Origin of the sequence: Nonomuraea sp. K271 (assembly GCF_009908215.1) — a bacterium.
GTDB lineage: Bacteria > Actinomycetota > Actinomycetes > Streptosporangiales > Streptosporangiaceae > Nonomuraea > Nonomuraea longispora.
Genome location: NZ_JAAAHR010000155.1, coordinates 1 through 24,122, shown reverse-complemented (window position 1 = coordinate 24,122; position 24,122 = coordinate 1). Strand labels below are relative to the sequence as shown.

The window sequence follows — 24,122 nt, the reverse complement described above, 5'->3', positions numbered from 1 at the left end:
GTCTGAACCCAACTAACAAAAAGGAATCCGTCAACACCAGCCACAAAAGGGCCGATGGACGGGGTTGTGCATCATGCACTGGCTTTTAACACACTGTTGAGTTCTCAAGAAACGCACGCATACATCCCCGCCGAGATTCCACCGAATCCAGCCCGGAGGCGTTCATTTCGTTGTGTCTTAACTCTTTCAGCCGTTCAAGTCCCTGTCAAATTGACCGGACCTGCTCGACCTGCGGGAATTAAGCGCCGCCCCCTTTCGGAGACAACCCCTCTAACTTACCAGCCCATCAGAGTGGACGCGAACATCCACGAGTTGGGACGGTGTCTAGAGGTGGGCCCCGAGTGAGACCGGCGATCGACGCCGCTCCCGTGGGACTGCTGAACTCTATGTACGCCTCTTGGAACCGTCAAATCGGCGGTGCCCCCGGCGGCTTCGGGTAGGTAGGGGGGCGTGCGAGATCAACCCATCCCCAGGGCGCTCATCATCATGGTGGGAATCGCCGCCGCGGTGATCGTCCTCTTCGGCATCCGCGAGGTCGCCTCGATCGCGGGCCCTGTCGTGCTGGCACTCGTGCTCGTCATCGCCGTCTCCCCGGTGCGCACGTGGCTCGCCGCCAAGGGGGCGCCCATGTGGTTGCAGGTCTCCGTGCCCTTCCTCATCGTCGTGTTCGCGCTGTTGGGCATGGTCGGCATCCTGACGATCTCGGTCACCCAGCTCGTCTCGCTGCTGCCGGCGTACGCCGCCCAGTTCGACCGGCTCCTCGCCGACACGCTGGCCTGGGCCGCAGCCCACGGCGTCAGCAACGACGTGCTCGACCGGGGGTTGCAGGCGTTCGACGCCGGGTCGATTCTCGGCCTGGCGCAGAGCCTGCTCGGCAGCCTGATCGGCGTTCTGTCCGCGCTCTTCCTGGTCATCGTGCTGCTGCTGGCCATGTGCCTCGACGCGCCGGTGACCTCGAAGGTCCTCACGACCGGCGAGGGGTATCGGCCGCAGCTGGTGACGGCGCTGGCGACGTTCGCGCACAAGACGCGGCGCTACCTGATCGTCTCGACGGTCTTCGGGCTGATCTGCGCGACCCTCGACGTGATCGCCCTGTCGCTCCTCGACGTACCGCTGCCGCTGCTCTGGGGCGTGCTGGCGCTCATCGCCAACTACATCCCGAACATCGGCTTCGTCATCGGCCTGGTGCCGCCGGCCATGCTCGCCCTGCTGGACGGTGGCGTGCAGACGATGGTGCTGGTCATCGCCGCCTACAGCGTCATCAACGTGGTTGTGCAGTCGTTCATCCTGCCGAAGTTCCTCGGGGACGCGGTGGGGCTGTCGACGACGATGACGTTCCTGTCGCTGATCGTGTGGACGTTCGTGCTGGGACCGCTGGGCGCGATCCTCGCCATCCCGCTGAGCCTGCTGACCCGGGCGTTGCTGATCGACAGCGATCCGCGCGCCAGGTGGGCGCAGAACCTCGTGTCAGGCGGCCCGTCGCGCAGGTGAGAGCAGGCGGCTCATGGACACGCCGCTCAGCCGCCTGACGTCGTGGGACAGGTGGGCCTGGTCGGTGAAGCCGGCCCTGACGGCCACCTCCGCCAGCGGGACGCCGGTGCGGGCCAGACGGAGGGCGCGCTGAAAACGCACGATGCGCTGGAGGGTCTTCGGCGCATAGCCGAACGAGGCCAAGGTGCGGCGGTGGAGCTGGCGCTCGCAGAACCCGAGTCGCCAGGCCGCCTCCGCGACCGTGCGGCCTTCGCGCAGTGCCGCGGTGATGGCGGCGCCTGCCGGGTCGGCTCCCGCGGTGGCGGCCAGCCGCCGTCTGACCTCGGCGCGCATGGCGGCCGGCCGGGATCCCGCCCGCAGGGCCGCCTCCTCGACGCGCTCGGCCGGGAAGGGCAGGTCGGTCAGGGGGACACGCCGGTCACGCAGCTCGTGGAGCGGCACGCCGAAGAAGTCGCCCACCGCGCCGGGCCGGAAACGCACACCCGTGAACGTGTCTCCCGCCGCCATGGGCGTCGGCATGGGCCCGGTGTCAGGGCCCGCCACAAACAGCCCTTCGGGGCCCCAGATGAGGTCGACGCAGGCGTCGGGCACGACGAGATGGTGCTGCTCCGTCTCGCTGACCTGGTGCCACACGCAGGCGAGACGGTCGGCAAGGTCGAGGTCGGAAGGCCGTTCCGCGTACATGACCCCAACGTACGCGGCACCGCCGACAGTGCCGCCTCATCGCTTCAGCCGCCCGTACGCGCGCAGCGTGCGCAGCCGCTGGACGGTGAGGTAGCCACTCCACTCGTGCTCCACCAGCGGCGTCCAGATCGGCCAGTTGGGGCTCCAGCCGCCGTCCTCGAACTGGGCGGCGGCGAGCGCGTCGAGGTGGGTGTCGAGGACGTCCTGGGTGAACAGCGGCAGCCGCGGTGGCTCCGGTGCGAAGTCCAGCGGGAAGTGCGCCTCCCCCGTGGCGTGGCGGTCGAGGGCGACCATCGCGAGGATGGACTCCTTGAGCCGGGCGAACTCGGCCTCCGCCCTGGCCCGGTCGGGCACCAGGCCGAGGAAGGTCACGACGGCGCGGGCTTCGTACGGAGTCGTCTTGTCGATCTCGGCGATCCGCGACCAGCAGAACGCGGTGGCGGCGGCCAGCCATGGGTGGGTGCCGCCGTGCTTGTGGAGCAGCCCGGCGATCGACGCGGGGGGCACGAGGCTGCCCGGAGGGTAGGGGCGGGAGTCTTGTGGAAATCGGACAGGTGTGCGCCATCGCGCTCGTCCTGCGGAGCAGACCCGACGCGACCCCGATTTAATGCTTTGCCCGGTCGGCAAGCGGCCGCTTAGGGTCGGCCCCATGTCATGCATGTTCGCCTGCCAGGTCTTCATCCGCATCCGCCACGGCCGGGCTCTGGCCCGCTAGCGGACGCGATCATCTGAGGCTGCGCGTCCGCACGCGTGCCCAGGGCCCTTCGAGCACCCCGTTGTCTCGAGGACCCGGAAGGGCAGTGCTGTGGCGCAAAACTACGCACACGGAAACCATTCACACACGCAGAAGAAGGTCAGGAACCGCGGTGGCGGCCGCACGCCCGTGGATCGGGCGAGGCGCACGCTTTCGCAGAACTTCCTGGTCGACCGGCATGCCATCGACCTGATGGTCAAGGCCGCCGGTCCGCGAGGGCTGGTGCTGGAGCCCGGCCCCGGCGAGGGGGCGCTCACCCTGGCGCTGGCCGAGGCGGGCGCCCAGGTGGTCGGCTACGAGGTCGATCCCCGGCTGGCCGGGCGGCTGGCCTCACGCACGAGCCGCGACCCCAGGATCGACATCGTCAGGCGCGACTTCACCACGGTGAGAGCGCCGCGGGAGCCGTTCGCGGTCGTGGGCAGCATCCCTTACTCGATCACCTCCAAGATCGTCGACTGGTGCCTGCGTGCGCCGGCCCTGACCTCGGCGACGCTGCTCACGCAGCGGGAGTACGCCCGCAAGCGCGCGGGTGACTACGGTCGCTGGAGCCTCGTCACGGTGGAGTCGTGGCCGTGGTTCGGCTGGAGGCTCGGCGACACGATCGGCAGGGAGAGCTTCCGGCCGGTGCCGTCGGTCGACTCGGCGGTCCTGCGCATCCAGCGCAGGACCGAGCCGCTCGTCAGCGACGGCCGTTCCTACCAGGAGCTGGTCGAGCTGGGGTTCGGCGGCGTGGGCGGGTCGGTACGCGCGTCGCTGAGGACCAGGTATGACGGGGTGGACACCGCGCTGGCCGCGGCCGGCGTGGCCGGCGACACCGTCGTGGGCCACGTGCACCCCGACCAGTGGATCACGTTGTGGGAGCGCCTATGCCGGTGACGTGATCCTTGACTTGTCGGAGAACCCCTGAGGAGGGACCGGCCCTGGGGCTGCCGTCACGACGCGGCGGCCCCAGGGCATGGCCAGGGCCAGGATCGGCAGCAGCAGGATGGAGGCGCGCGACCAGTCGGCGTGCTGCAGCCACCACCCGTTGAAGTCGAACTGCGTCATGTAGAGGTAGCCGTAGCCGGCCCAGAGAGACGAGCCGATGATGGCCGACCAGGCGAACTTCGTGGGCCTGGCGACCAGGAACGGCATGAACCACATGAGGTACTGGGCGCCGAGCCGGGGTGTCACGATCATGAAGACCAGCAGCACCGCGATCGTCATGTCGACCGGGTCGGCCCGCCGCCAGTAGAGCACGGCGGCGACGACGCTCACGTAGATCAGCTTCGTACCGAACGAGGCCAGATCGGGCCTCAGTGCCCACTGTCCCTCGGTGAACCATGGGGTCCAGCCCCATTCGCCGACGATGGGCCGGATGTCCTGGATGGTGTGGATGACCGCAGGGATCTGGTCGAGCGACGTGCCCGCGAAAACCGGCAGGGTCACCAGGAAGAAGACGGGCACCAGCCCGGTCGCGAAGAGCGCGGCGACGCGGGCGCGCAGGTGGGGCAGGAGCAGCAGCATGCCGGGGATCAGCCAGATGGGCCAGCTCTTGGCGCACAGCGCGAGGCCCATCAGCACGCCCGCCAGCGCGCCCCGCCTGCGGTCGGCGCGGTCGTCGTCGCCCGGCAGCAGCGCCCGGTGCACCATGCCGCCGCGGCCGATCACCCGGGGGACGGAGGCGCGTACGCCGTGCGCGGACAGGCCCGCGCGCACCCGTGCGATCACGTGGGTGGTGACGCCGGGGCGCTCGCTCGCGCCCGGCCCCCTGGCGACCACGAAGGCGGCGACGCCGAACACGAGCGCCACCGGCTCGACCTGGCCATGGATGCAGGCGACCATCACGGCGAGCGGGTTGAGCGCGTACTGCAGGGCCCGCAGCCTCGCCCTGGGGCCGCCGGCCAGCTTGGCCACCAGCGGGATGAGCACGATGTCGGCGACCACGGTGACCAGGCGCCCGGCGTATTCCCATGGGATGCCGAGCCACAGCAGGATGCCGTACACGTAGGGGATCGTCGGCAGAAAGTGCCAGCCGCCCTCGCTGGCCAGCACCGGGTCCTCGCCCCGGAGCACGGCCTCGCCCGCGGGCTTGAAACTCTCCACGAAGTCGACGGGCTGCCACGTGTCGATCGCCGACGTGTACATGATCAGCACGCGGACGGCGATGCCCACGAGCACGGCGACAAGGAGGGGCGGCCGCCAGTCGCGCCACTGGGCGACGAGGGCGAGCGCGACACCGGCGACGAGGACAATGCCCGTGAGAACTGCGTAATCCATGGCGGGATATAGCCTGCCGCACCGGGAGCGCCGCCGCCACCAGGGGTTCCGATTCTTATCCCCGACATGCCGACACGTATAGCGATACGGCATCACTCTTTGTGTTGAACTTTTCGCATGGGGGGATCGCAGGTCAACCAGGCACTGGTCAGGCTCTATTTCGAGGTGAGGAACGGGCTGCGCGACCCGGTCGCGGCCTGGGCGAAACTCACAGCGAACCCGCAGGAATACCAGCCGGCCAGGGGTGAACGGCGCGTGCCGCTCGACGACGCGACGGCCGCTGAGCTGGTGGCGGCGGCGATCGTGCACACCGCCGACGAGCACGGGCCCGAGCGGGTGGCGGCGCTGGCCAGCTCCCCGCTGGCGCGGCTCGTCGGCGAGCTCGGCGGGGCGGTGCTGACCGAGCACCCGTGCGCCCCCGAGCAGGTGCTGGGACCGCGCTTCGCCGGTCCTTCGCGCGCCGAGGACTGGGCGCGGGCCGCGTACGTGCTGCTGTGGGGCGAGAACAACCGGCTCGTACGCTCGGCGGACACCCCCTGGGTGATCGCCGGCCGCTACAAGGGGCAGAAGGTGGTGGCGATCGGCACGCATCCGACGCGCTTGTCCGACGAGACGCTGGTCGTACGGCCGGGAACGGACGGCGCGCTGGCCATGGCCATGGGCCACGTGCTGCTCAAGGAGTTCTTCCTCGACCGCACGCCGTTCGCCGGGCAGGCGATGGAGCACACCGACCTGCCGCTCCTGGTACGGCTGCGCGAGCGCGAGGAGGCGTACGTGCCGGGCGGGCTGACGGGCGGCGCCTGCGACCGGCTCAGCGTGTACGGCGGCGAGGCCGTGGAGGTGCTGCTGCCGCGCTTCGACGACGGGCCGGGCGTGCTGCGGCGCGGCGTGCCCGTGCTGCGCGACGGCGGCGAGCTGGTGACGACCGTGTTCGACCTGCTGCTGGCCGTCTACGGGGTGGCCAGGCCACGGCTGCCGGGTGTGTGGCCGCGCGGCTACGACGACCGGGCGGAGCCGTACACGCCGGCCTGGCAGGAGGCCTGCACCGGGGTGGCCGCGTCTCGGACGGTGAAGATCGCCCGGGAGCTGGGCGTGACGGCGGAGAAGACGGGCGGCGGGTGCGTGATCGTGCCGGGGCGGCTGGAGACGCCGCACTCCGACACCGCCTACCGGGCGATGCTGGCGTTGCTGGTGCTCACCGGGTGCGGGGGCGGCTGGGCGCAGGCGGGTGGCGCGGGGGTTCCGCTGGTGCCGTACCTGTGCCTGCACGCCTGCGGCGAGGACCGCTCCGACGTGGGAGCGCTGAGCTGGGCGCTGGCCGACGGGTTGTTCGCGCACAAGACGTCGCGCTCGGTGCTGCTGGAGGCGGTGCGCGACGGCTGGCCGATGGCCCCGCCGCCGCGCGTGCTCGCGCTGCCGCGCCCGATCTATCCGCTGCCTCCCGACGTCGATCTGATCGTCGGGCCCGACGACCACTGCGACCTGTCCTCGCCGGACACGGAGCTGGTGGTGGCGGCCGTGACGCGGATGATCGGCCGGGTCGACCCCGCGGGGCCGCGCCGGATGCCGACCGCCGGCCGGATGCGGCTGCTGCTGGACCACGCCTGGATGCACGAGTACGGCGAGGCCCTGCCCACCTACCGGCCGCCGGGCCTCGGCGTCCCGCTCAAACCGACCCAGCTGGTCCGCGTCAGGTGAGCCCGTCGAGATAGGCCCGGTGGCTCCGGGAGAACTCGTACGCGTTGTGCCGGTCCCAGTTGATCGACCAGGCCATCAGGCCCCGCAGCCCCGGGTAGACGCCGCGCGGCCGGTACGTCCCGCAGCCGTCGCCGGTGGCCAGGCAGCCGAACGCCTTCTGCACCTCCGCCACGCTCGTGAACCCGTTGCCCGCGTTGACCGAGGCGGGCAGCCCGATGGCCACCTGGTCCTGGCGCAGCGGCGGGAACATGTTGCCGGCGTCTCCCATGATCGGGAAGCCGGCCAGCACCATGTCGGCCATGGCCACGTGGAAGTCGTGGCCGCCCATCGTGTGGTACTGGCCGTCCAGGCCCATGATCGGCCCGGAGTTGTAGTGCTGCACGTGGAGCAGGGTGAGGTCGTCGCGCACGGCGTGGATGACCGGCAGGTAGGAGGCGCTTCTCGGGTCGGCGGCGCCGTTCGGCCCCGGCCCGTAGAACTGGTGGCCGAGCTGGACGAAGAACGTCTCGGGGGCCATCGTCAGCACGAACCCGTCGCCGTAGCGGCTCTTGAGGCTCTTCAGGGCCGCGATGAGGTTGACGACGACCGGCGTGGTGGGGGCGTCCAGGTCGGTGTCGCCGGGGTCGAGGTGGAGCGAGTGGCCTTCGAAGTCGATGTCCAGGCCGTCGAGCCCGTACCTGTCGATGATCGCCGAGACCGACTCGACGAACGTGTCCCGCGCCGCCGCGGTCGTGAGCTGCACCTGGCCGTTCTGGCCGCCGATCGAGATCAGCACCTTCTTGCCCTGCGCCTGCTTGGCCCTGATGGCGGCGGCGAAGTCGGCGTCGGACTCGACACCGGGGCACTCGGCGGCCGGGCAGCGCTCGAACCTGATATCGCCCGAGGTGACGGAGGTGGGCTCGCCGAAGGCGAGGTTGATGACGTCCCATTCGGCGGGGACGTCGCTCATCTTGACGTATCCGGATCCGTTGGCGAACGAGGCGTGCAGGTATCCCACCAGCACCCGCTCGGGCAGGTCGTCCGCGGCCTGGACGGGGGTGGTGTGCAGGGTGGTGAGGGCCAGGGCGAGCGCGGCCGCCGCGGCTCGGAGATTCATGACGTTCCTTCCGGAGGGCCCGCCCCATCGCCGGGGCAGCCGGGGCGGGCCGGGGTCGTACGGTCAGAAGCCGGCGGTGGTCCTGGTGAACTCCCATTCGGTCTGGGCGATGCCGCTGCAGTTGGAGGTCACGCCGCCGCCGGGGCAGGGCCGGTCACGGTTGACCGACCAGTACGCGAGCCTGGTCAGGCCCTTGGACCTGGCCCAGTCGCGGATCTGTGTCCAGGTGCCCGGCGTGGTCAGCTCCTGCTGGTCGGACACGCCGTTCATGCCGGAGATGCCCATGTGCGCGTACGCCTGGGCGTCGGACCAGCCGTAGGCGTTCTTGAGCGCGTTCTTCAGGCCCTCGGAGGCGTTGACGGTGTCCTGGTAGATGTTGGAGCTGCCGAAGTCGAACGGCATGATGGTGAAGTTGTCGATCGGCACGCCGAGGGCTCTGGCCTGGTTGATGAGGCGCACGCCGTGGGAGTTCGGGCCGCTCGGGTTGGTGCCGAACGTGACGACGATCTTGATGTTCGGGTTGTTCTGCTTGACGATCTTGAGGCCGTTCAGGATGCGGTCCTGCACGGTGTAGTTCTCGAACTCGTCGGTGTTCTCGATGTCGAAGTCCACGACGGCCGGGCCGACGGCGTTGATGACCTGCTGCACCGCGCCCGCGAACGCCTGCGGCGAGGAGCAGTTGGGGCCGAGCTTGTTGCCCGACCAGCCGCCGAAGGAGATCTGGACGCTGCCGCCCTTCGACTTGACCGTGTTGATCGCCTGCTGGTCGGCGCCGCCGGTCAGCGGGCGCTGCCCGTCCCAGGCCGGGGTGCAGCCGCCGCTGGACAGGATGAACGCCATGGTGAACGACTTGATGCCGGTGGCGTCCATCACGGCGCCGGGGTTGGGCGGGTTGCCCCAGCCCATGTACAGGTAGGGGGCGCCGGGCATCTTGCTTGGATCGTTGGGGGTGCAGCCCGACGTGGTGGCGGTGGCGTCACGGCCGGCCGACTCTCCCGCCGCGTTGTACGCCTTCACGGTGTAGGCGTGGGTCGTGCACGCGCCGAGCCCCGAGATGGTGGCGCTGGTGCCGGAGACCTCGGCGCGGCGGGTCGAGCCCTCGTACACGCGGTAGCCCGACACCGTGCCGCCGGAGGCGCCCCAGCGCAGCGTGATGCTGGAGTTCGTGACCGACGTGCTCACCGTGCCCGGCACGCCGGGGGCGCCGGGGTCGGGGTCACCGCCCGAGGTGGGCTTCCAGAGCGCGGGCACGGCGGACGGCTCCCAGCCGGGCAGTGAGGTGTGGGCCTGCAGGCAGACGTAGTCGACGCCGTTGTAGGTGACGACCGCGCCGGTGGCGTACGCGGTGTGCGGGGCCCAGGCGGCGGCCAGCTGGCGTACCGTGCCGGTACCGGTACCGGTACCGGTGGCGTGGGCGGCGGGGCCGCTGGTGGCCAGGCCGGTCAGGGTGAGGGCGAGTCCGGTCGCTAACGCGAGGACTTTGCGGCGACATTTCATGACATTCCCTGGAGGTGTGGCTTGACGGTCTTGGAGAAGGACCAGTTGTTGCTCGCGTCCCAGTTGATGGACCACGTCATCGCGCCCCTGATGTCCGGGTAGGCGCGCGGCGGCACGAAGGTTGCGCAACCGGTCCGCTTGGCCAGGCAGTCGAGCGCCCGGGTGACGACCGAGGGCGACACGACGCCGCCGTTCGCGGCGCCCGGCCCGGCCGGCAGGCCCAGCGCCACCTGGTCGGGACGGAGCCCGTTCTCGAGCTGGATGCAGGCCAGCGCGGTGATGAAGTCGACCGTGCCCTGCGAGTAGGCGAAGGCCTGGTCGCAGCCGAGCATCGAGCCGGAGTTGTAGAACTGCGTGTGGACGACGGTGAGGATGTCCTTGATGGACAGGGCGAGCTTGAAGTACTCCATCCCGGTCGACTGCATGTCGATGGTCTGCGGGGCCATGGTGATGATCAGCTCGGAGCCGGCCTGGGCGCGCAGCGCCCTCAGCGCCTGGCCCATGTAGGTGGCGTTCAGGCCGTTCTCCAGGTCGATGTCCACGCCGTCGAAGCCGTAATCGCGCATCAGCGCGTACACCGAGTCGGCGAAGCGCGTGGCAGCCGCGGCGCCGGCGACCTGCACGCGTCCGGCCTCGCCGCCGACCGACAGGATGACCTTCTTGCCGCGCTGCTTCAGCGCCTGCACGTCGGCCCTGAACTGGGCGTCGGTGTAGCCGCCGAGCGCCGTGGCCAGTCCGGGGTCGACCCCGAACACGACCTCGCCGGGCGTGGCGGTGGCCTCGCCGAACGCGACCGCGACCAGGTCGTACTCGTCGGGCACGGCCGACAGCTTGAGCTCGGTGGCGGGATTGACGAAGTTGTGCCAGTAGCCGGTGAGGAAGTGATCGGGCAGAGTGCCGCTCTGGCAGCCGACCGTGGTGAAGTCGAAGGGGTCGCCGACGGGACCGTCGCCCGAGGCGCCCGTCGCGGTGATCGTGACCGTGTGGGAGGTGCATGCGCCCAGGCCGGTCAGGGTGTGCGTGGTGCCGGTGACGGTGACGGCCGCCGCGCCGTCGAGCCGGACCTTGTAGCCGGTGGCACCGGGGACGGCGGTCCAGCTCAGCGCGGCGCTGGTCGCGGTGGCGGAGGTCAGCGTGACGCCGCCGACCTTGCCGAGCCCTCCCGGGTCCTCACCGGGGTCCTCGCCGGAGCCGCCGCAGGGTGCGCCGTTCAGCGTGCAGCCGGTGACGCCGGGGAAGCCTCCGGGGTTGCCGTTGAAGCCGAAGCTGACGGCGGCCCCCGGAGCCAGCGCCGACGCCCAGGGCGGGTTGGTGAAGGTGTAGCGCTGCCCGCTCCTCGACATGACCGCGTCCCACGCGGACGGGATGGAGAAGCCGGCCGGAATGTCGAACTGGACGTTCCAGCTGTTCATGGGGGTGGAGGTGCCGTTGGCGACGGTGACCTTGCCCTCGAAACCCGAGCCCCAGTCGGCGACCTTGACGAAGGCCGCCGTGGCGGAGGCGGCGTGGGCGGGCGGGGTGGTCAGGCTGAGTGCGAGGGTCGCGAGCGCCAGGAGGATCGGCCGAAGTCTCACGGTTCTTCCTTGGGGGTGTGCGTGCCGTACGCCTTGCGCCGGGGGGTGAGAGCGCAAGCCGTACGGCACGGCCCGTGGGGATGTGACACGGGCGGGGAGGGTGTCAGCGCGAGCCGGTGGTGACCATCTTTTAGGAAACTTTCCTAAGTATTCGCGGAGATCGTAACCTTGACACCGGATCCTTACAAGACCCAAACAACCGGCGCGGCCGGACCGCGAGGGGCGGCACGGATCGTTGACCGGGCGGCAGGTTCCGGCGCGCGGGGATGACCAGGCGATATCGTGTTATGTCACCAGTAAGCGTTCGCGAAGGGCCATCCGGATGTTCTTCGGCATCACCGACTTCTGGGCCTACGTCATCGGCGCCTTTCTGATCATCCTGCTGCCGGGCCCCAACTCGCTGTACGTGCTCAGCCACGCCGCCCGGCACGGCGTCCGTCAGGGATACCGGGCCGCCGCGGGCGTGTTCGTCGGCGACACCGTGCTGATGGTCCTGGCGGCCGCCGGCGCCGCGTCCCTCCTCCGCTCCACCCCGCTGCTCTTCACCGCCGTCAAGTACGCCGGCGCCGGCTACCTGGCCTGGATCGGGTTCCAGATGATCCGCGGCGCGGTGCGGGCCTGGCGGTCCGGGCCCGTGGCCGCCGCCGCGCGTCCGGAGGAGGAGCGGGAACGCCGCCCACGCCCGTTCCGCAGGGCACTCGGGATCAGCCTGCTCAACCCGAAGGCGATCCTGTTCTTCGTCTCGTTCTTCATCCAGTTCGTGGACCCCGCCTATCCGGCCCCCGCGCTTTCGTTCGCCATCCTGGGCGCGGTCATCCAGGTGTTCAGCGTGCTCTACCTGACGGCCCTGATCTTCGGCGGCACGTTCCTGGCCGGCCAGTTCCGCCGGCACAGGAAGCTCGGCGCGGGGCTGACCTCGGGAGTCGGCGTCGTCTTCGTCGGGTTCGGGGCGAAGCTCGCCACCGCGTCACTCGGCTGAGCGCCTGGTTCGATGCCAGGCTGAATGCGTATGGCAGCCCGGGAACGTGCGGAAGGAGGCGGTCGCACCATCCGGCCTCAGGTACGGTAAGCCACCGGCGTGCTTCCGGGACGGCGCTGATGACGCTTCGGCTACAACGAGCGGTCCGTCTGGAGAGCCCTGTCCCGCGAGGCCCGGGTAGTCGCTGATCGTCGGCCTATCTGCGGAGCAGCCTTGAATCACCCTCAGGTCACCCTTCCGCGCCTCACGGTGCTCGCCCGGCAGGCCGCGCCCCAACTGCTCGAGAGCGTGGTGGCGCCGCTGGCGGTGTTCTATCTGGCCATGGTCGTCCTCGGTTTCCAGTGGGCGCTCTTCATGACCGTCGCCTGGGTCTATCTGGGGGTGGCCTGGCGGCTGGTCAGGCGGATCAAGGTGCCCGCCACCATGTGCCTGGCGGCGTTCGCGATCACCATCCGCGCGATCGTGGCCTTCTGGACCGGGACCTGGATGTGGTTCTTCATCCAGCCGGAGATGGGCACCATCTGCATGAGCATGGTCTTCCTCGCGTCCGTGCGGCTGAACAGGCCGCTCGTGCAGAAGCTCACACTCGACTACATCCATCTGCCGTCGGCGGTGCTCAAGCACGAGCGGGTGCGCAGGTTCTTCGCCAGGATCACGCTGCTGTGGGCGTTCGTGCTGCTGATGAACTCGACGTTGAGCATCTTCCTCGCGGTCTACGAGTATCTTGCGGGGTCGCTGGGGTCGTACATGGTGCTGCGGACCTCAGCGGTGGCCGTGATAAGCGGCCTGGCGATCACCATCTCGATCGTCGCCTTCAAGCGGCTGCTCAAGCGGCTGCACGTCGCCCATGCGTGAGCGCACGCCTGACCGCTCGGCCAGCACGTATGCCCCGCTCATCCCCATCACCAGCCCGGCCAGCATGCCGAACAGCTCCACCAGATCCGTCGCTGCCGCGCCCCCGACGGCGAGCGGCCCTCCGACGGACCTGACGATCATCGCGTAGAGGCCCCAGCCGAACAACGACCCGGAGCCCAGCCAGACCGGTACGGCCAGCCGCCAGAACGAGCCTTTCCCGCGTTCCCGTACGACGGCGACGAACGCGACGGCCCCGGCGAGGGCGAGCAGCGCCTTGAACCCGTCCATGACGACGGCCCCGACGGGCGCTCCGAACGTCCACGACAGCCGCACCCCTGCGACCAGGGTGACGACCAGCAGCGATCCCCATGCCACGGCCGTCTGGAACTGCCTGGCAGGACCGGCGATGGCGTGACCGGGCCCGGACACCCCGGGCCAGCGGTCGCGGGCGTAGAGGACGAAGGTCGCCATCAGGCCCATGCCCTGCCCGACGAAACCGCCGTAGACCATCATGTAGACCCACGGTTCGATGGGGCCGCCGCTGAACACCGCGATCCCGCCGGCCGTCACCATGATCGGCGCCGTGACGACCACCACCGACAGCAGGCCCGTGCCCACCCACATCGGCAGCAGCACGAGCCAGGCCGGCAGCCGCAGGCCCCAGCGCGTGGTGAAGGCCACCACCAGCAGCAGCCCGACGGCGTCCATGCCGAAGGTCATGACATTGAGGCCGGCCATCGCCGGGTCGTTCATGAGGCCGGGGTCGGTGACTCCGAGGGAGCTTCCGGTCAGCCAGAGGATCTTCAGTGTGAGGTAGGGGAGCATGGTGGCGACCGTGGCGATCGCCGCGGTCACCCGGCCTATCGCCGGGCTCTGTTCAGTCATGCCATCAGCGTCGCGCCTTCGGCCGTCCGTTCCCTCCCGAGCGGCGGGGATCCTCCTCCCCCGTGCGGGGGAGGGTCACGGCCAGCTCGAAGCCGCCTCCCCCGCCCTCGCCGACGAGGCCCGCGGTGAGGGTGCCGCCGGCCAGCCGTACGCGCTCGCGCAGGCCCTCCAGCCCGAGACCGCCGGGCTGCGCGGTGGGCCGTGAACGCGGCGGCCCGCTGCGCACGGTGACACGCCCCGGCGAGACCTCGACCTCGACGGCCGCGCCCGGGGCGTGCTTGGCGGCGTTCGTGATGCCTTCCTGGACCACCGCGCGGGCCAGGGCGGGCGCCTGACCGGGGATCAGATCGAGGTCGATCTTCATGCCGGAGTCCCTGGCCCGCCGTACCAGCTCGGCCACGTCCTCGTCCACGGGCGTCAGGGGCGGCGCGTCGGCGTCCTCGCGCAGCAGCCCGATGATCTGGCGCAGCCGCTCGGTGGCGTCGGCGGCGGCGAGCCGCAACTCGCCCGCGGCCCTGACCTCGGCGGAGCCCAGCCCGGGTGCCAGCTCAAGCCCGGCCGCCCTGACCGCGATCAGGGCCAGGTCGTGTCCGAGCGAGTCGTGCATGTCACGCGCGATCCTGGCCCTCTCACGCAGCCTGGCCTGGGCCTCGGCCGACAACCTGGCCGCGCGCCGCTGCTGGAGCAGCCTCCTCCTGAGCAGCCCGAGCAGGTAGGGCACCAGGTAGGTGCCGATGAGCGCGCTCGTCATGGAGACCCACAGGGCCAGGTCACCGCCCCTCGCGAGGACCACGCCCACGCCCACGACCGTGACCAGGCAGAACGTCGCCGCGGCCGGCCATATCACGCTCATGCGCCGCCCGGTCAGGTAGGCGTACCACATGATGAAGGGCGACGTGGGCAGCAGCGGGAAGATCTTCACGCCGCGCCGGGGCAGCAACCAGCTCAGGTCCACGGTCGCGAACCCCTCGGTGAACTGCCACGGCCCGAGCGGCAGCAGCAGCACCAGGGCGGCCAGCGGCCAGCGCCGGCCGACCAGCACGGCCGCGGCGGCCAGCGCCAGCCCGGGCACGGTGATCATGGCGAACCCGGCGGCGTCCTGGAACGGGTCCGGCCCCATCGCGGCCACGAAGATGCTGAGGAAGGCCCAGAGCAGCAGGTCGTAGACCAGCCGGCGGCGGGTCTCGCGGCGGACGAGGCGCAGGAACGTCACGGCTTCGACGTTATCCGCCGCGTGCGTGCCGTGACCCTCCACGAACGGCAGGTAGGACACCTGACGAAAGTCAGGGGTGGGGCGCGGGGCACCGTCGAGGTGGGGCTAACCCCACCGTGAAAGCGCCCATCTGCACTGGTGCCCGAGCGGCCGGATCCGGGTTTGATCGATGGTGTCAGCCGGAGGTCGCGCCCCGACCCTGACGAAAGTAGGGGGCGGTACGTGCCGATCGCCCGATGTGCCGTGACCAGCGAAGTTTCTAGCTTGATGGGGTACAGGCCCTGACCCGTATCGGGGATGGGTCCGCGTTCGACCCGGGGGATCCCCGATGCCCCCAAGGGTCCGGCGCCGACACGCTATGTGAGTGCCCTGACGATCGGAGCCCCTCTTATGTCCCACGCCATTCTCGACCTGGTGCAACAGGCCATGGCGTCACCGTGGTTGTACGCCGTGCTGTTCGGCCTGGCGCTCCTCGACGGGTTCTTCCCCATCGTCCCCGCCGAGACAGCGGTGATCACCGCCGGTGTGTTCGCGGCATCAGGCGAGACGAACCTGGCGCTGGTGATCGTCGTCGCGGCACTGGGCGCGTTCGCGGGGGACCACATCTCCTACCTGATCGGCAACCGCTCGGGCGGGAGGCTGCGGAACAAGAAGGCGTTCGTCTGGGCGCGCGGCGCCCTGGAGGAGCGGGGCGGGCTCGTGCTCGTCGTGGCCAGGTACATCCCCGGCGGGCGCACCGCGACCACGCTGACCATGGGCGCGGTCCGGCATCCCCTGCGCTCGTTCACGTTCTTCGACGCGATCGCGGCGAGCACCTGGGGGGTGTACTCGGGGCTGATCGGCTTCTTCGGCGGGATGGCGTTCGAGAACGACCCCGTCAAGGGCCTGCTGCTCGGGCTGGGCATCGCGGTGTCCGTGACCGTGATCGTCGAGGTCGTGCGGTGGATCAGGAAGCGGCGCGCCATCCAGCCTTCCCCTGAACGTCTCACCACGGACATACCTGTTTGACCCTGCCCGGCGACCATCCGTCTGAAAGGAGTGCGCATGACTCTACTGGCCGCGGTGACAGCCCTGGTCGGTTCGCTGTTCTTCGCGCTCGGAGCCGCCCTCCAGCAGTTCGAGGCGGCCGGCACCGCCAAGCCCGGGCTGCTGGCGCTGCTGCGCAGGCCGCGCTGGCTGCTCGGCGGCCTCTCCATTCTGGCGGGTGGTGGCCTGCACATCGTCGCGCTCGGGCTGGGCCCCCTGACCATCGTCCAGCCGATGGGCGTGGCCAGCCTGCTGTTCGCCCTGCCCATCGCCGCCACGCTGCACGGCCGCAAGCCGTCGCGCAAGGAACTGTCGGCGGCCGGCGTGGTGGCCGCCGGGCTGATCGGCCTGGTGCTGCTCGTCCCCGAGTCGCACGGCCCCACCCACCTCAGCCCGAACGGAGTGTTCACGCTCCTCGGCGTGTCCGGCGTCGCCGCGGTGCTGCTGTGGGCCGGTTCGAGGGCGGCCTCCGCCGCGGGCCGGGCCGCGCTGCTCGCGACCAGCTCCGGCGTCCTGTACGGCGCCACCGCCACGCTCATGCGGGTGCTGGTGGACGGCACGTGGAACTGGTGGTACCTGCTGGCACTACCGATCCCCGCCCTGCTGGCGCTGGTGATGTTGCAGCGCGCCTACGCCGTCGGGCACTTCGGCGTCTCGTTCGCCTCGCTACAGATCGCCGACCCGCTGACCGCGGTCGCCTTCGGCGCGCTGCTGCTCGGCGAGCCGCTGCCGACCGGGGTCCTCCCGGTCGTGGCCGCCGCGCTCACCGCCGCCGGCACCGTCGCCCTGGCAAGGACCAGCCCGATGGAGGCGCACCGCGACCCTGCCTGATCTCTTCCGTCCGTTTCACCGGCCCTCCCCTGGCCCTACCCCGACTGGAGTCACCGTCATGGCCATGCCCCTTCACAGTGTCACCGAGCGTCCGGCGATCGCCCCCGCCGCCGAACGCCCACGCCGGATCCTGATCTCAAGCGACACCTACCCGCCCGACGTCAACGGCGCCGCCTACTTCACCCACCGCCTGGCCACCGGCCTTGCCGCGCGCGGCAACGAGGTGCACGTGGTCTGCCAGTCCGAGGTGGGCCCGGCCAGCGCCGACGTGGAGGACGGCGTGGTGGTGCACCGGCTGCGCTCCGCACCGCTGCTGGTCCACCCCACGATGCGGGTCACCGTGCCGACCAGGCTCGACCGCCTGATCGCCTCCATCTCCCCCGACGTGCTGCACACGCAGGGGCACTTCGTCGTGGGCCGGGCCGCCATCGCCGCCGCCCGCCGCGCGGGCGTGCCGGTGGTCGCCACCAACCACTTCATGCCGGACAACCTCTTCCAGTTCGGTCACATCCCCGAGCAGCTGCGGGCCAAGGCGGGCCGGCTGGCCTGGCGCGACTTCAGCCGGGTCTTCAACCGCGCCGACCACGTGACCACGCCCACCCCGCTGGCCGCCGAACTCCTGTCCGAGCAGGGCTTCGGCCGCGAGGTCGAACCGGTCTCCTGCGGGATCGACCTGACCAGGTTCCACCCGCACGCCGAACCCAAGGCGTGGGCCCGCAAGATGTTCGACCTGCCCGACCGGCCCACCGTCATGTTCGTCGGCCGCCTGGACGAGGAGAAGCGCATCGACGAGCTCGTACGCGCGCTGCCGATCGTGCTGAACGACACCGACGTACAGGCGGTGCTGGTCGGCCGGGGCACCCAGCGGACGGAGCTGGAACGGCTGGCCAAGCGCATCGGCGTGGGCGAGCGGGTGTTCTTCCTCGGCTTCGTGCCCGACGAGATCATGCCGCAGGCGTACGCGTCCGCCGACGTGTTCGCCATGCCGGGCGTCGCCGAGTTGCAGAGCATCGCCACGCTGGAGGCCATGGCGACCGGGCTGCCCGTGGTGGCCGCCGACGCGATGGCGCTGCCGCACCTGGTGGACGGCAACGGCTACCTGTTCCAGCCGGGCGACGTGGCCACGCTGGCCCGGCGCCTGACGGAGATCCTCACCGACGACAACCTGCGCGCCATGCTCGGCAAGGCCAGCCGCGAGCTGGCGCTCACCCACGACGACCAGACGTCGCTGGCCCGGTTCGAGGCGATCTATGACGAGGTGACGCGATGACCCGGAAGCAGACCGTGTGGGGCACCCTCATCGGCACGGTGGTGTCCTTCTGCGCTCTCGCCTACGCGCAGTCAGCCCTGCCGGAACAGCCGCTGCTCAGCGACTACGCGCTGGTCTCTGGCGGACTCGCACCGGTGCTGATCGGGATGCTGGCGCTCGCGGGGGCGTGCCTGAGTCTCGCGTACGGGTTGGCGGCGGCGGACCCGGTGCGCACCGCGGCCACCCGCGTCCTGCTGCTGGCCGGGGCGGCGGGACTGATGATGAGCGCGATCTTCCCCACCGACGCGGGAACGTCGCAGCTCGGCACGCTCTCCGGCGAGATCCATCGCTGGGCGTCGGCCGTGGTCTTCACCTCACTGCCGGTCGCCGGCTGGAGCCTGGCCAGGGGCCGTGCGTCCGCGCTCGGGTGGAACGCGGTCAAGGCCTTGAGCGTGACGTCCACGCTGTCGCTGGCGTTCTACTTAGCGGCGCACCCGGCCTCCGTCACCTCGCCGCTGATCAACGGCGGCGCCTACTACGGGCTGCTGGAGCGAGGGCTGGTGGTGGCCGAGATGGCGCTCCTCGTGGTCATGGCGCTGGCCTTCGCCGGGAAGCGGGCTGCGGCGCCCGCCACCGCGCCCACCGCCGCGCCCTCGGGCACGGCCGAGGAGGGGTCGCCGGAGCGCCAGGAACGGCTGGCCGCCTGAGGGCACACACAACCGGGCGGCCGACCGGCGGCATGCACGGCCGAGCGGCTGGCTGAGGGCGCGCACGGCCCGGCCGGCTGACCGACGGCACGTTTCGGCCGGCGGCGAAACGATCCCGCTCTAGCGTGACCTCATGCTCATCACCCGTCATGCCGAGGCCCGTGCCGTGCTCTCCGACCCCGCGTACGTGCCGCCTCCCGTACGCCAGGACGGCGCGGAGGGGACGCTCGCCTGGCTGCGTGCCCAGGTGTCGCGGTTCAGCACCGGCGAGACCCACACAGGGCGACGCCGTGTCCTCGCCGGGCTGCTGGCCGGGCTGGAGCCCGCCGGGCTGAGGCGGGCGGCCACGGCCATGACCGTGGAGCGGGACGGCGACTGGCGTGGCGTGCCCACGGCCGTGCTCGCGTCCGCGCTCGGCGTCGAGGACCGCGCCCTCCTGGCCGACGCCGTACCCGCCGCCGCGTCCGGTTACCTGTCAGGCGAGGAGACTCCCGAGGCCGACGCCGCCGTCGCGCGGCTGCTCACGCTGGCCGGCGTACCGGTGATCACGCTGCTCCTGCAGGGGTACGCCGCCACGGAAGGACTGATCGAGGCCGCGCTGCGGCACGCGGAACCCGGCGACGACCCCGAGGCGCTGCTGTGCGAGACGCTCAGGCACGACCCGCCGCTCAGGGCCACCCGAAGGCTCGACACGCGGACCGGTGAGACGGTGACGATCGAGCTGGTGGCCGCCAACCGCGACCCCGACGTGTTCGCCGACCCCGAGCGGTTCGACCCCGCCCGCGGGAGCGGTCCGCACCTGACCTTCGGCTCCGGCATCCGGCCCTGCCCCGCGCCCGGCCACGCACTCGCGCTCGCCGCCGGTGTGCTCGACGCGCTCCTCGCGCCGCCCCGGACACCGCCGCGCCCGCGATAATCGGGGTATGCGCTTCCAGATCCTCGGGCCCACCACCGTGCTGGACGAGGACGGCGAGCCGGTCGCGCTCGGCGGTCCCCGCGTACGCGCCCTGCTGACGCTGCTCGCCCTGCACGCCGGCCGCATCGTCGGCCCGGAACAGCTCGTCGCCGGCATGTACGGCCCCCGGCCCCCTGAGGGCGAGGCCAACGCGCTGCAGTCCCAGGTGTCCCGGCTGCGCAGGGCACTCGGCCGGCAGCTGGTGGAGTTCCATCCGGCGGGATACCGGCTGGTAGCCGACCCGCAGGACGTCGACGCGTGCAAGTTCGAGCAGCTGGCTCAGGCCGGCAGGCGGGCCCTGGCAGATGGCGACCCCGGGCAGGCGGCGGCGCTGCTGCGCGAGGCGCTCGACCTGTGGCGGGGCACGCCGCTGGCCGACGTCCCGCACGCCGAGGCGGCCGCGACGGCGCTGGAGGAACTGCGCCTGTCGGCCACGGAAGACCGGGTGCGGGCGGACCTCGACCTGGGCAGGCACCGCGAGCTGGTCGCCGAGCTGACCCAGCTCGCCGCCGCCCATCCGCTGCGCGAGCGGCTGCGGGCCCAGCTCATGCGCGCGCTCTACGGCAGCGGCCGCCAGGCGGAGGCGCTGGCCGTCTACGACGAGGCCAGGAAGCTGCTGGACGAGGAGCTGGGCGTCGAGCCGGGGGCCGAGCTGGCCGCCGCGCACCTGGCCGTGCTCAGGGCCGACCCGGCGCTCGGGGCCTCGGCCGCCCCCGCGGCCGGGCAGAACTCCCGGCGTGGGCTGCGCGCCCAGCTCACCACCTTCGTCGGCCGCGCCGACGAGCTCCGGCAGGTGGCGGCGAGACTGGGCGAGCACCGGCTCGTCACCCTGATCGGGCCGGGCGGCGCGGGCAAGACGCGGCTCGCGACCGAGGCGGCCGGACGGGAGGCGGGCGACGTGTGCGTCGTGCCGCTCGCGCAGGTCTCCGACGAGGCCGACGTGCCGGCGGCCGTGCTGACCGCGCTCGGCATCCGCGACGCCGTGACGCACGACCGGCCCGCCGTGGATCCGGTCACCCGGCTCGTCACCGCGCTGACCGGCCGCAGGCTGCTGCTGGTCCTCGACAACTGCGAGCACGTCATCGCGGCCACCGCCGAGCTGACGGACCAGTTGCTGGCCTCCTGCCCCCGGCTGCGGGTGCTGGCCACCGGGCGCGAGGCGCTCGGCATCACCGGCGAGTCGATCCTGCCGGTGGCGCCGCTGCGGTTGCCGCCGCCGGAGGCCCGCGACCCCCTCGGCTATCCCTCCGTCCGGCTGTTCGCCGACCGCGCCGCGGCCGTGGTGCCCGGATTCGCCGTCGACGCGGGCAACGCCGCCCAGGTGGCGGGCATCTGCCGGGCGCTCGACGGGTTGCCGCTGGCCATCGAGCTGGCCGCGGCGCGGCTGCGCACGCTTCCGCTGGCCGACGTCGCGGCCCGGCTCGACGACCGGTTCCGGCTGCTGGCCCGCGGCAGCCGTACGGCGCTGCCCCGGCACCAGACGTTGCGCGCGGTCGTCGCGTGGAGCTGGGACCTGCTCGACGAGGACGAGCAGCGGCTGGCCAGGAGGCTGACCGTGTTCGTCGGCGGCGCGCGGGCCGACGCCGCCGAGAGGGTGTGCGGGCTGCCGGAGGAGGTGCTGTTCTCGCTGGCGGAGAAGTCCCTGGTGGAGGTGGTGGACGGGCGCTACCGCATGCTGGAGACGATCAGGGCGTTCTGTGCCGAGAAGCTGGCCGAGTCCGGCGAGGTCGAGGCGGTCCGCGACGCGCACGCCGGCTACTACCTCGGCCTGGTCATGGAGGCCGACTCGTGGCTGCGTACGAGCGAGCAGCTGGAGTGGCTGGCCCGGCTCGACGAGGAGAGCGACGACGTCAACGCGGCCCTGCGCTGGGCCACCGAGGCCGGCCGGCTGGAGACGGCGTTGCGGATGCTGGCCCACAGCGCCTGCTACTGGTGGATGCGCGGTCACCGCGCCACCAGCGCCGACCTGGCCGCCGGCCTGCTGGCGGCGCTCGGGTCGCGGCGTCCGGCCGACCTCGACGAGGAATACGTCATGTGCATGCTCGTCACGGCTTGGGCAGGAGGTCCGAACGACGAGCTGCGCGAGCGGCTGGCCGAGGTGCGCTGGCTGGTGACCTGGGATCACGTGCCGGTGCGGGTCGAGTTCCTGACGATGCTGCTGTCCGCGTTCACCGGGCCGCCCGGCGAGGCCCAGATCGCCTTCGACGAGCTCATGCGGTTCGCGGGCGAGCTCAAACCCTGGCAGCAGGCGCTCTCCCACACCGGGGCCGCGTTCATGCTGGAGACCCTCGGCAGACCCGAGGAGTCGCTGGCCCGCTTCGAGAAGAGCCTGGCCGCGTTCAAGGCCATCGGCGAACGCTGGGGCATGACGCTCGTGTTGTCCGGGCTCTGCGAGTTCCATCACTCGCGGGGCGACTACGACACCGCGTACACGCTGGCCGACGAGGCGCTGACGGTGGCGCGCGAGCTGGGCGCCACGACCGAGATCGCCGAGAGCCTGTGCCGCCGCGGCGACGCGCTGACGCGCATGGAGGCCATGGACGCCGCGCACGCCGACTACGCGCTCGCGGCCGACCTGTCGAGCAGGAACGGCTCCATGGAGATCCTCGCGTGGGCGCACCTCGGCCTCGGCGAGGTGGCGCTGCGCCGCGGCGACCCCGAGGAGGCGCACGCGCTGCTCATCCAGGCGCGGGCCGAGTGCCCTGACGACTGGTACAGCGCCGAGGACACCCGCACCCGCATCGCCTCCGGGCTGACCGAGGTCGGCCGGCTGGTCAGCGAACGGTAGGCGCGCCGTCAGCCGTTCCCGCGACCGTGAGCGGCATGAACAAGAAATGGGCCGCACTGGCGATCGCCTGCCTGGCCACCCTCCTGCTCTCCCTCGACCTGACCGTCCTGCACCTGGCGCTTCCCAGCCTGGTGGGCGGCCTGGGCGCCACGTCCACGCAGTTACTGTGGATCGGCGACATGTACGGCTTCGCGCTGGCCGGCCTGCTCGTCACCATGGGCAACCTCGGTGACCGCATCGGCCGTAAACGCCTGCTGCTGATCGGCGCGGCGGCCTTCGGCGCGGCCTCCGTGATCACCGCGTACGCGCCCAATCCCGAGCTGCTGATCGCGGCCAGAGCGCTGCTGGGCGTCGCCGGAGCCACGATCATGCCGTCCACGCTGTCGATCATCCGCAACGTGTTCACCGATCCCGGCGAACGGACCGCGGCCATCGGCGTCTGGAGCGGGATGAGCGCGGCGGGCTTCGCGATCGGCCCGGTCGTCGGCGGGGTGCTGCTCGACCACTTCTGGTGGGGCTCGGTGTTCCTGATCAACGTGCCGATCATGCTGCTGGTGCTGGTGGGCGGCGCACTCGTGCTGCCCGAGTCGCGCAACCCGGACGCGGGCCGGCTCGACCTGCCCAGCGTCGTGCTGTCCTTCAGCGGCATCGTGACGGCCATCTACGCCGTCAAGGAGGCCGCGGACAAGGGCCTCGGCCACCCCGACGTGGCGGGCGCGGGCGTGGCAGGGGCGGTGCTGCTGGCGTTGTTCGTGTGGCGGCAGACACGGCTGGCCGAGCCGCTGATCGACGTGCGGCTCTTCCGCAGGAGGGCGTTCACCGCGTCCATCGCCACGAACCTGCTGGCGATCTTCGCGATGTCGGCGATGATGCTGATGTTCGCGTGGTACCTGCAGCTCGTGCTCGGCTGGTCGCCGCTGCGGGCGGGGCTGGCCCAGTTGCCCGGCGGCCTGGCGGGCGCCGTCGGCGGGGTGCTGGCCGCCAAGCTGATCAACCTCATCGGCCGCAACGGCGTGGTCGCGCTCGGCCTGGCCATGAACGCGGGCTCGTTCCTCTACTACGCCACCCTCAGCACCGAGCTGAACTACCTCACCCTGCTGCCCGTCATGGTGATCGGAGGCATGGGCGTCGGGTTCGCGTTCACGGTGAACAACGACAACGTGCTGGCCACCGCGCCCAAGGAACGGGCGGGGGCGGCGTCGGCGGTGTCGGAGACGGCGTTCGAGCTGGGCGGGGCGCTCGGCATCGCGATCCTCGGAACGGTCCTGACCAGTGCGTACCGGGCGAACCTCGTCCTGCCCGCCGGGGTGGACGGCGCGGCCGCCAGGGAGTCGATCGCCGGAGCGCTGGAAACGGCGGCCGGCCTGCCTTCCGGCCCGGCGGGTCAGCTCGTACGGGCCGCGCAGGAGGCTTTCGTGGCGGGTGTGCACGTGACGTCGGTGGTCACGGCGGCGCTGCTGGCCGTGGTCGCGGTGCTGGCGCTGGTAGGGCTGCGCGGGGTGCCGAAGGAGATCTCGGAAGAGCTCCTCACCACCCGCGCGTAGTCGGGGCGGTCAGGGGATGGGGTCTGTCTCTTATACA

Annotated in this window: 20 protein-coding genes; 12 read left to right on the top strand and 8 right to left on the bottom strand. The window is 71.3% G+C overall.

Features of this window, described 5'->3' with window-relative positions:
- Nucleotides 1-450: 450 nt before the first annotated feature.
- Complete coding sequence (locus GUY59_RS36860) at nt 451-1,491, top strand: AI-2E family transporter (protein ID WP_252375223.1); 1,041 nt, start codon at nt 451-453, stop codon at nt 1,489-1,491.
- Here the strand turns inward: GUY59_RS36860 and GUY59_RS36855 are convergent.
- Both GUY59_RS36855 and GUY59_RS36850 read right to left on the bottom strand, forming a co-directional pair.
- Nucleotides 1,468-2,175, bottom strand: a complete 708-nt coding sequence (locus GUY59_RS36855; RefSeq protein ID WP_138208065.1) for a DUF6597 domain-containing transcriptional factor — start codon at nt 2,173-2,175, stop codon at nt 1,468-1,470. The two genes, GUY59_RS36860 and GUY59_RS36855, sit on opposite strands and share 24 nt — an antisense overlap.
- A gap of 36 nt (nt 2,176-2,211) precedes the next feature.
- Nucleotides 2,212-2,682, bottom strand: coding sequence for a hypothetical protein (locus GUY59_RS36850; protein WP_201761776.1), 471 nt, complete (start codon nt 2,680-2,682; stop codon nt 2,212-2,214).
- Nucleotides 2,683-3,058: 376 nt separating this feature from the next.
- On the opposite strand from GUY59_RS36850, the gene erm reads away from it, so the two are divergent.
- Nucleotides 3,059-3,805, top strand: a complete 747-nt coding sequence (gene erm, locus GUY59_RS36845; protein WP_252375222.1) for an ErmE/ErmH/ErmO/ErmR family 23S rRNA (adenine(2058)-N(6))-methyltransferase — start codon at nt 3,059-3,061, stop codon at nt 3,803-3,805.
- Here erm and GUY59_RS36840 read toward each other — a convergent pair.
- Nucleotides 3,794-5,188 (bottom strand): hypothetical protein, encoded by a 1,395-nt coding sequence (locus GUY59_RS36840; protein ID WP_236667852.1) that lies wholly within the window; start codon nt 5,186-5,188, stop codon nt 3,794-3,796. The genes erm and GUY59_RS36840 overlap by 12 nt on opposite strands.
- Before the next feature lie 117 nt (nt 5,189-5,305).
- Here GUY59_RS36840 and GUY59_RS36835 point away from each other — a divergent pair, with 117 nt between their 5' ends.
- A complete protein-coding gene (locus GUY59_RS36835) occupies nt 5,306-6,886 on the top strand; it encodes a molybdopterin-dependent oxidoreductase (RefSeq protein WP_138208063.1) in 1,581 nt (526 codons plus the stop codon).
- Here the strand turns inward: GUY59_RS36835 and GUY59_RS36830 are convergent.
- From GUY59_RS36830 to GUY59_RS36820, 3 genes are all read right to left on the bottom strand, one after another.
- A complete protein-coding gene (locus GUY59_RS36830; protein WP_138208062.1) occupies nt 6,879-7,982 on the bottom strand; it encodes a chitinase in 1,104 nt (367 codons plus the stop codon). The genes GUY59_RS36835 and GUY59_RS36830 overlap by 8 nt on opposite strands.
- A 63-nt stretch (nt 7,983-8,045) precedes the next feature.
- Nucleotides 8,046-9,479 carry a carbohydrate-binding protein gene (locus GUY59_RS36825; protein WP_138208061.1) on the bottom strand — a complete coding sequence of 478 codons (1,434 nt, stop codon included), beginning with the start codon at nt 9,477-9,479 and terminating at the stop codon, nt 8,046-8,048.
- A complete protein-coding gene (locus GUY59_RS36820) occupies nt 9,476-11,053 on the bottom strand; it encodes a chitinase (RefSeq protein WP_330849279.1) in 1,578 nt (525 codons plus the stop codon). The genes GUY59_RS36825 and GUY59_RS36820 overlap by 4 nt, the downstream gene beginning before the upstream one ends.
- 322 nt (nt 11,054-11,375) lie before the next feature.
- Between GUY59_RS36820 and leuE the strand changes: the two genes are divergently transcribed.
- Nucleotides 11,376-12,032 carry a leucine efflux protein LeuE gene (leuE, locus tag GUY59_RS36815; protein ID WP_132340229.1) on the top strand — a complete coding sequence of 219 codons (657 nt, stop codon included), beginning with the start codon at nt 11,376-11,378 and terminating at the stop codon, nt 12,030-12,032.
- A 213-nt stretch (nt 12,033-12,245) separates the two neighbouring features.
- The gene (locus tag GUY59_RS36810; RefSeq protein WP_138207645.1) at nt 12,246-12,887 is read left to right on the top strand and encodes a VC0807 family protein; all 642 of its coding nucleotides are present in this window, start codon (nt 12,246-12,248) and stop codon (nt 12,885-12,887) included.
- Here GUY59_RS36810 and GUY59_RS36805 read toward each other — a convergent pair.
- Nucleotides 12,795-13,772: a hypothetical protein gene (locus GUY59_RS36805; protein WP_138207647.1), complete on the bottom strand. Its 978-nt coding sequence runs from the start codon at nt 13,770-13,772 to the stop codon at nt 12,795-12,797. The genes GUY59_RS36810 and GUY59_RS36805 overlap by 93 nt on opposite strands.
- 4 nt (nt 13,773-13,776) lie before the next feature.
- Complete coding sequence (locus tag GUY59_RS36800) at nt 13,777-15,045, bottom strand: sensor histidine kinase (RefSeq protein ID WP_201761775.1); 1,269 nt, start codon at nt 15,043-15,045, stop codon at nt 13,777-13,779.
- Between the two features lie 330 nt (nt 15,046-15,375).
- Here GUY59_RS36800 and GUY59_RS36795 point away from each other — a divergent pair, with 330 nt between their 5' ends.
- The 7 genes from GUY59_RS36795 to GUY59_RS36765 all read left to right on the top strand — a co-directional run bounded on the left by GUY59_RS36795 (nt 15,376) and on the right by GUY59_RS36765 (nt 24,085).
- Nucleotides 15,376-15,993 (top strand): DedA family protein, encoded by a 618-nt coding sequence (locus GUY59_RS36795; RefSeq protein WP_138207649.1) that lies wholly within the window; start codon nt 15,376-15,378, stop codon nt 15,991-15,993.
- Between the two features lie 36 nt (nt 15,994-16,029).
- Nucleotides 16,030-16,842, top strand: coding sequence for a DMT family transporter (locus GUY59_RS36790; RefSeq protein WP_138207651.1), 813 nt, complete (start codon nt 16,030-16,032; stop codon nt 16,840-16,842).
- Between the two features lie 64 nt (nt 16,843-16,906).
- Nucleotides 16,907-18,112 (top strand): glycosyltransferase, encoded by a 1,206-nt coding sequence (locus GUY59_RS36785; RefSeq protein WP_236667851.1) that lies wholly within the window; start codon nt 16,907-16,909, stop codon nt 18,110-18,112.
- Nucleotides 18,109-18,798, top strand: a complete 690-nt coding sequence (locus GUY59_RS36780) for a DUF998 domain-containing protein (RefSeq protein WP_138207655.1) — start codon at nt 18,109-18,111, stop codon at nt 18,796-18,798. Before GUY59_RS36785 ends, GUY59_RS36780 begins: the two co-directional genes overlap by 4 nt.
- A gap of 133 nt (nt 18,799-18,931) precedes the next feature.
- The gene (locus GUY59_RS36775; RefSeq protein ID WP_138207657.1) at nt 18,932-19,714 is read left to right on the top strand and encodes a cytochrome P450; all 783 of its coding nucleotides are present in this window, start codon (nt 18,932-18,934) and stop codon (nt 19,712-19,714) included.
- 7 nt (nt 19,715-19,721) lie between these two features.
- Entirely contained in the window at nt 19,722-22,541 is a 2,820-nt protein-coding gene (locus GUY59_RS36770) for an ATP-binding protein (RefSeq protein WP_138207659.1), read from the top strand.
- A gap of 35 nt (nt 22,542-22,576) precedes the next feature.
- A complete protein-coding gene (locus GUY59_RS36765; RefSeq protein ID WP_138207661.1) occupies nt 22,577-24,085 on the top strand; it encodes an MFS transporter in 1,509 nt (502 codons plus the stop codon).
- Nucleotides 24,086-24,122 lie beyond the last annotated feature (37 nt).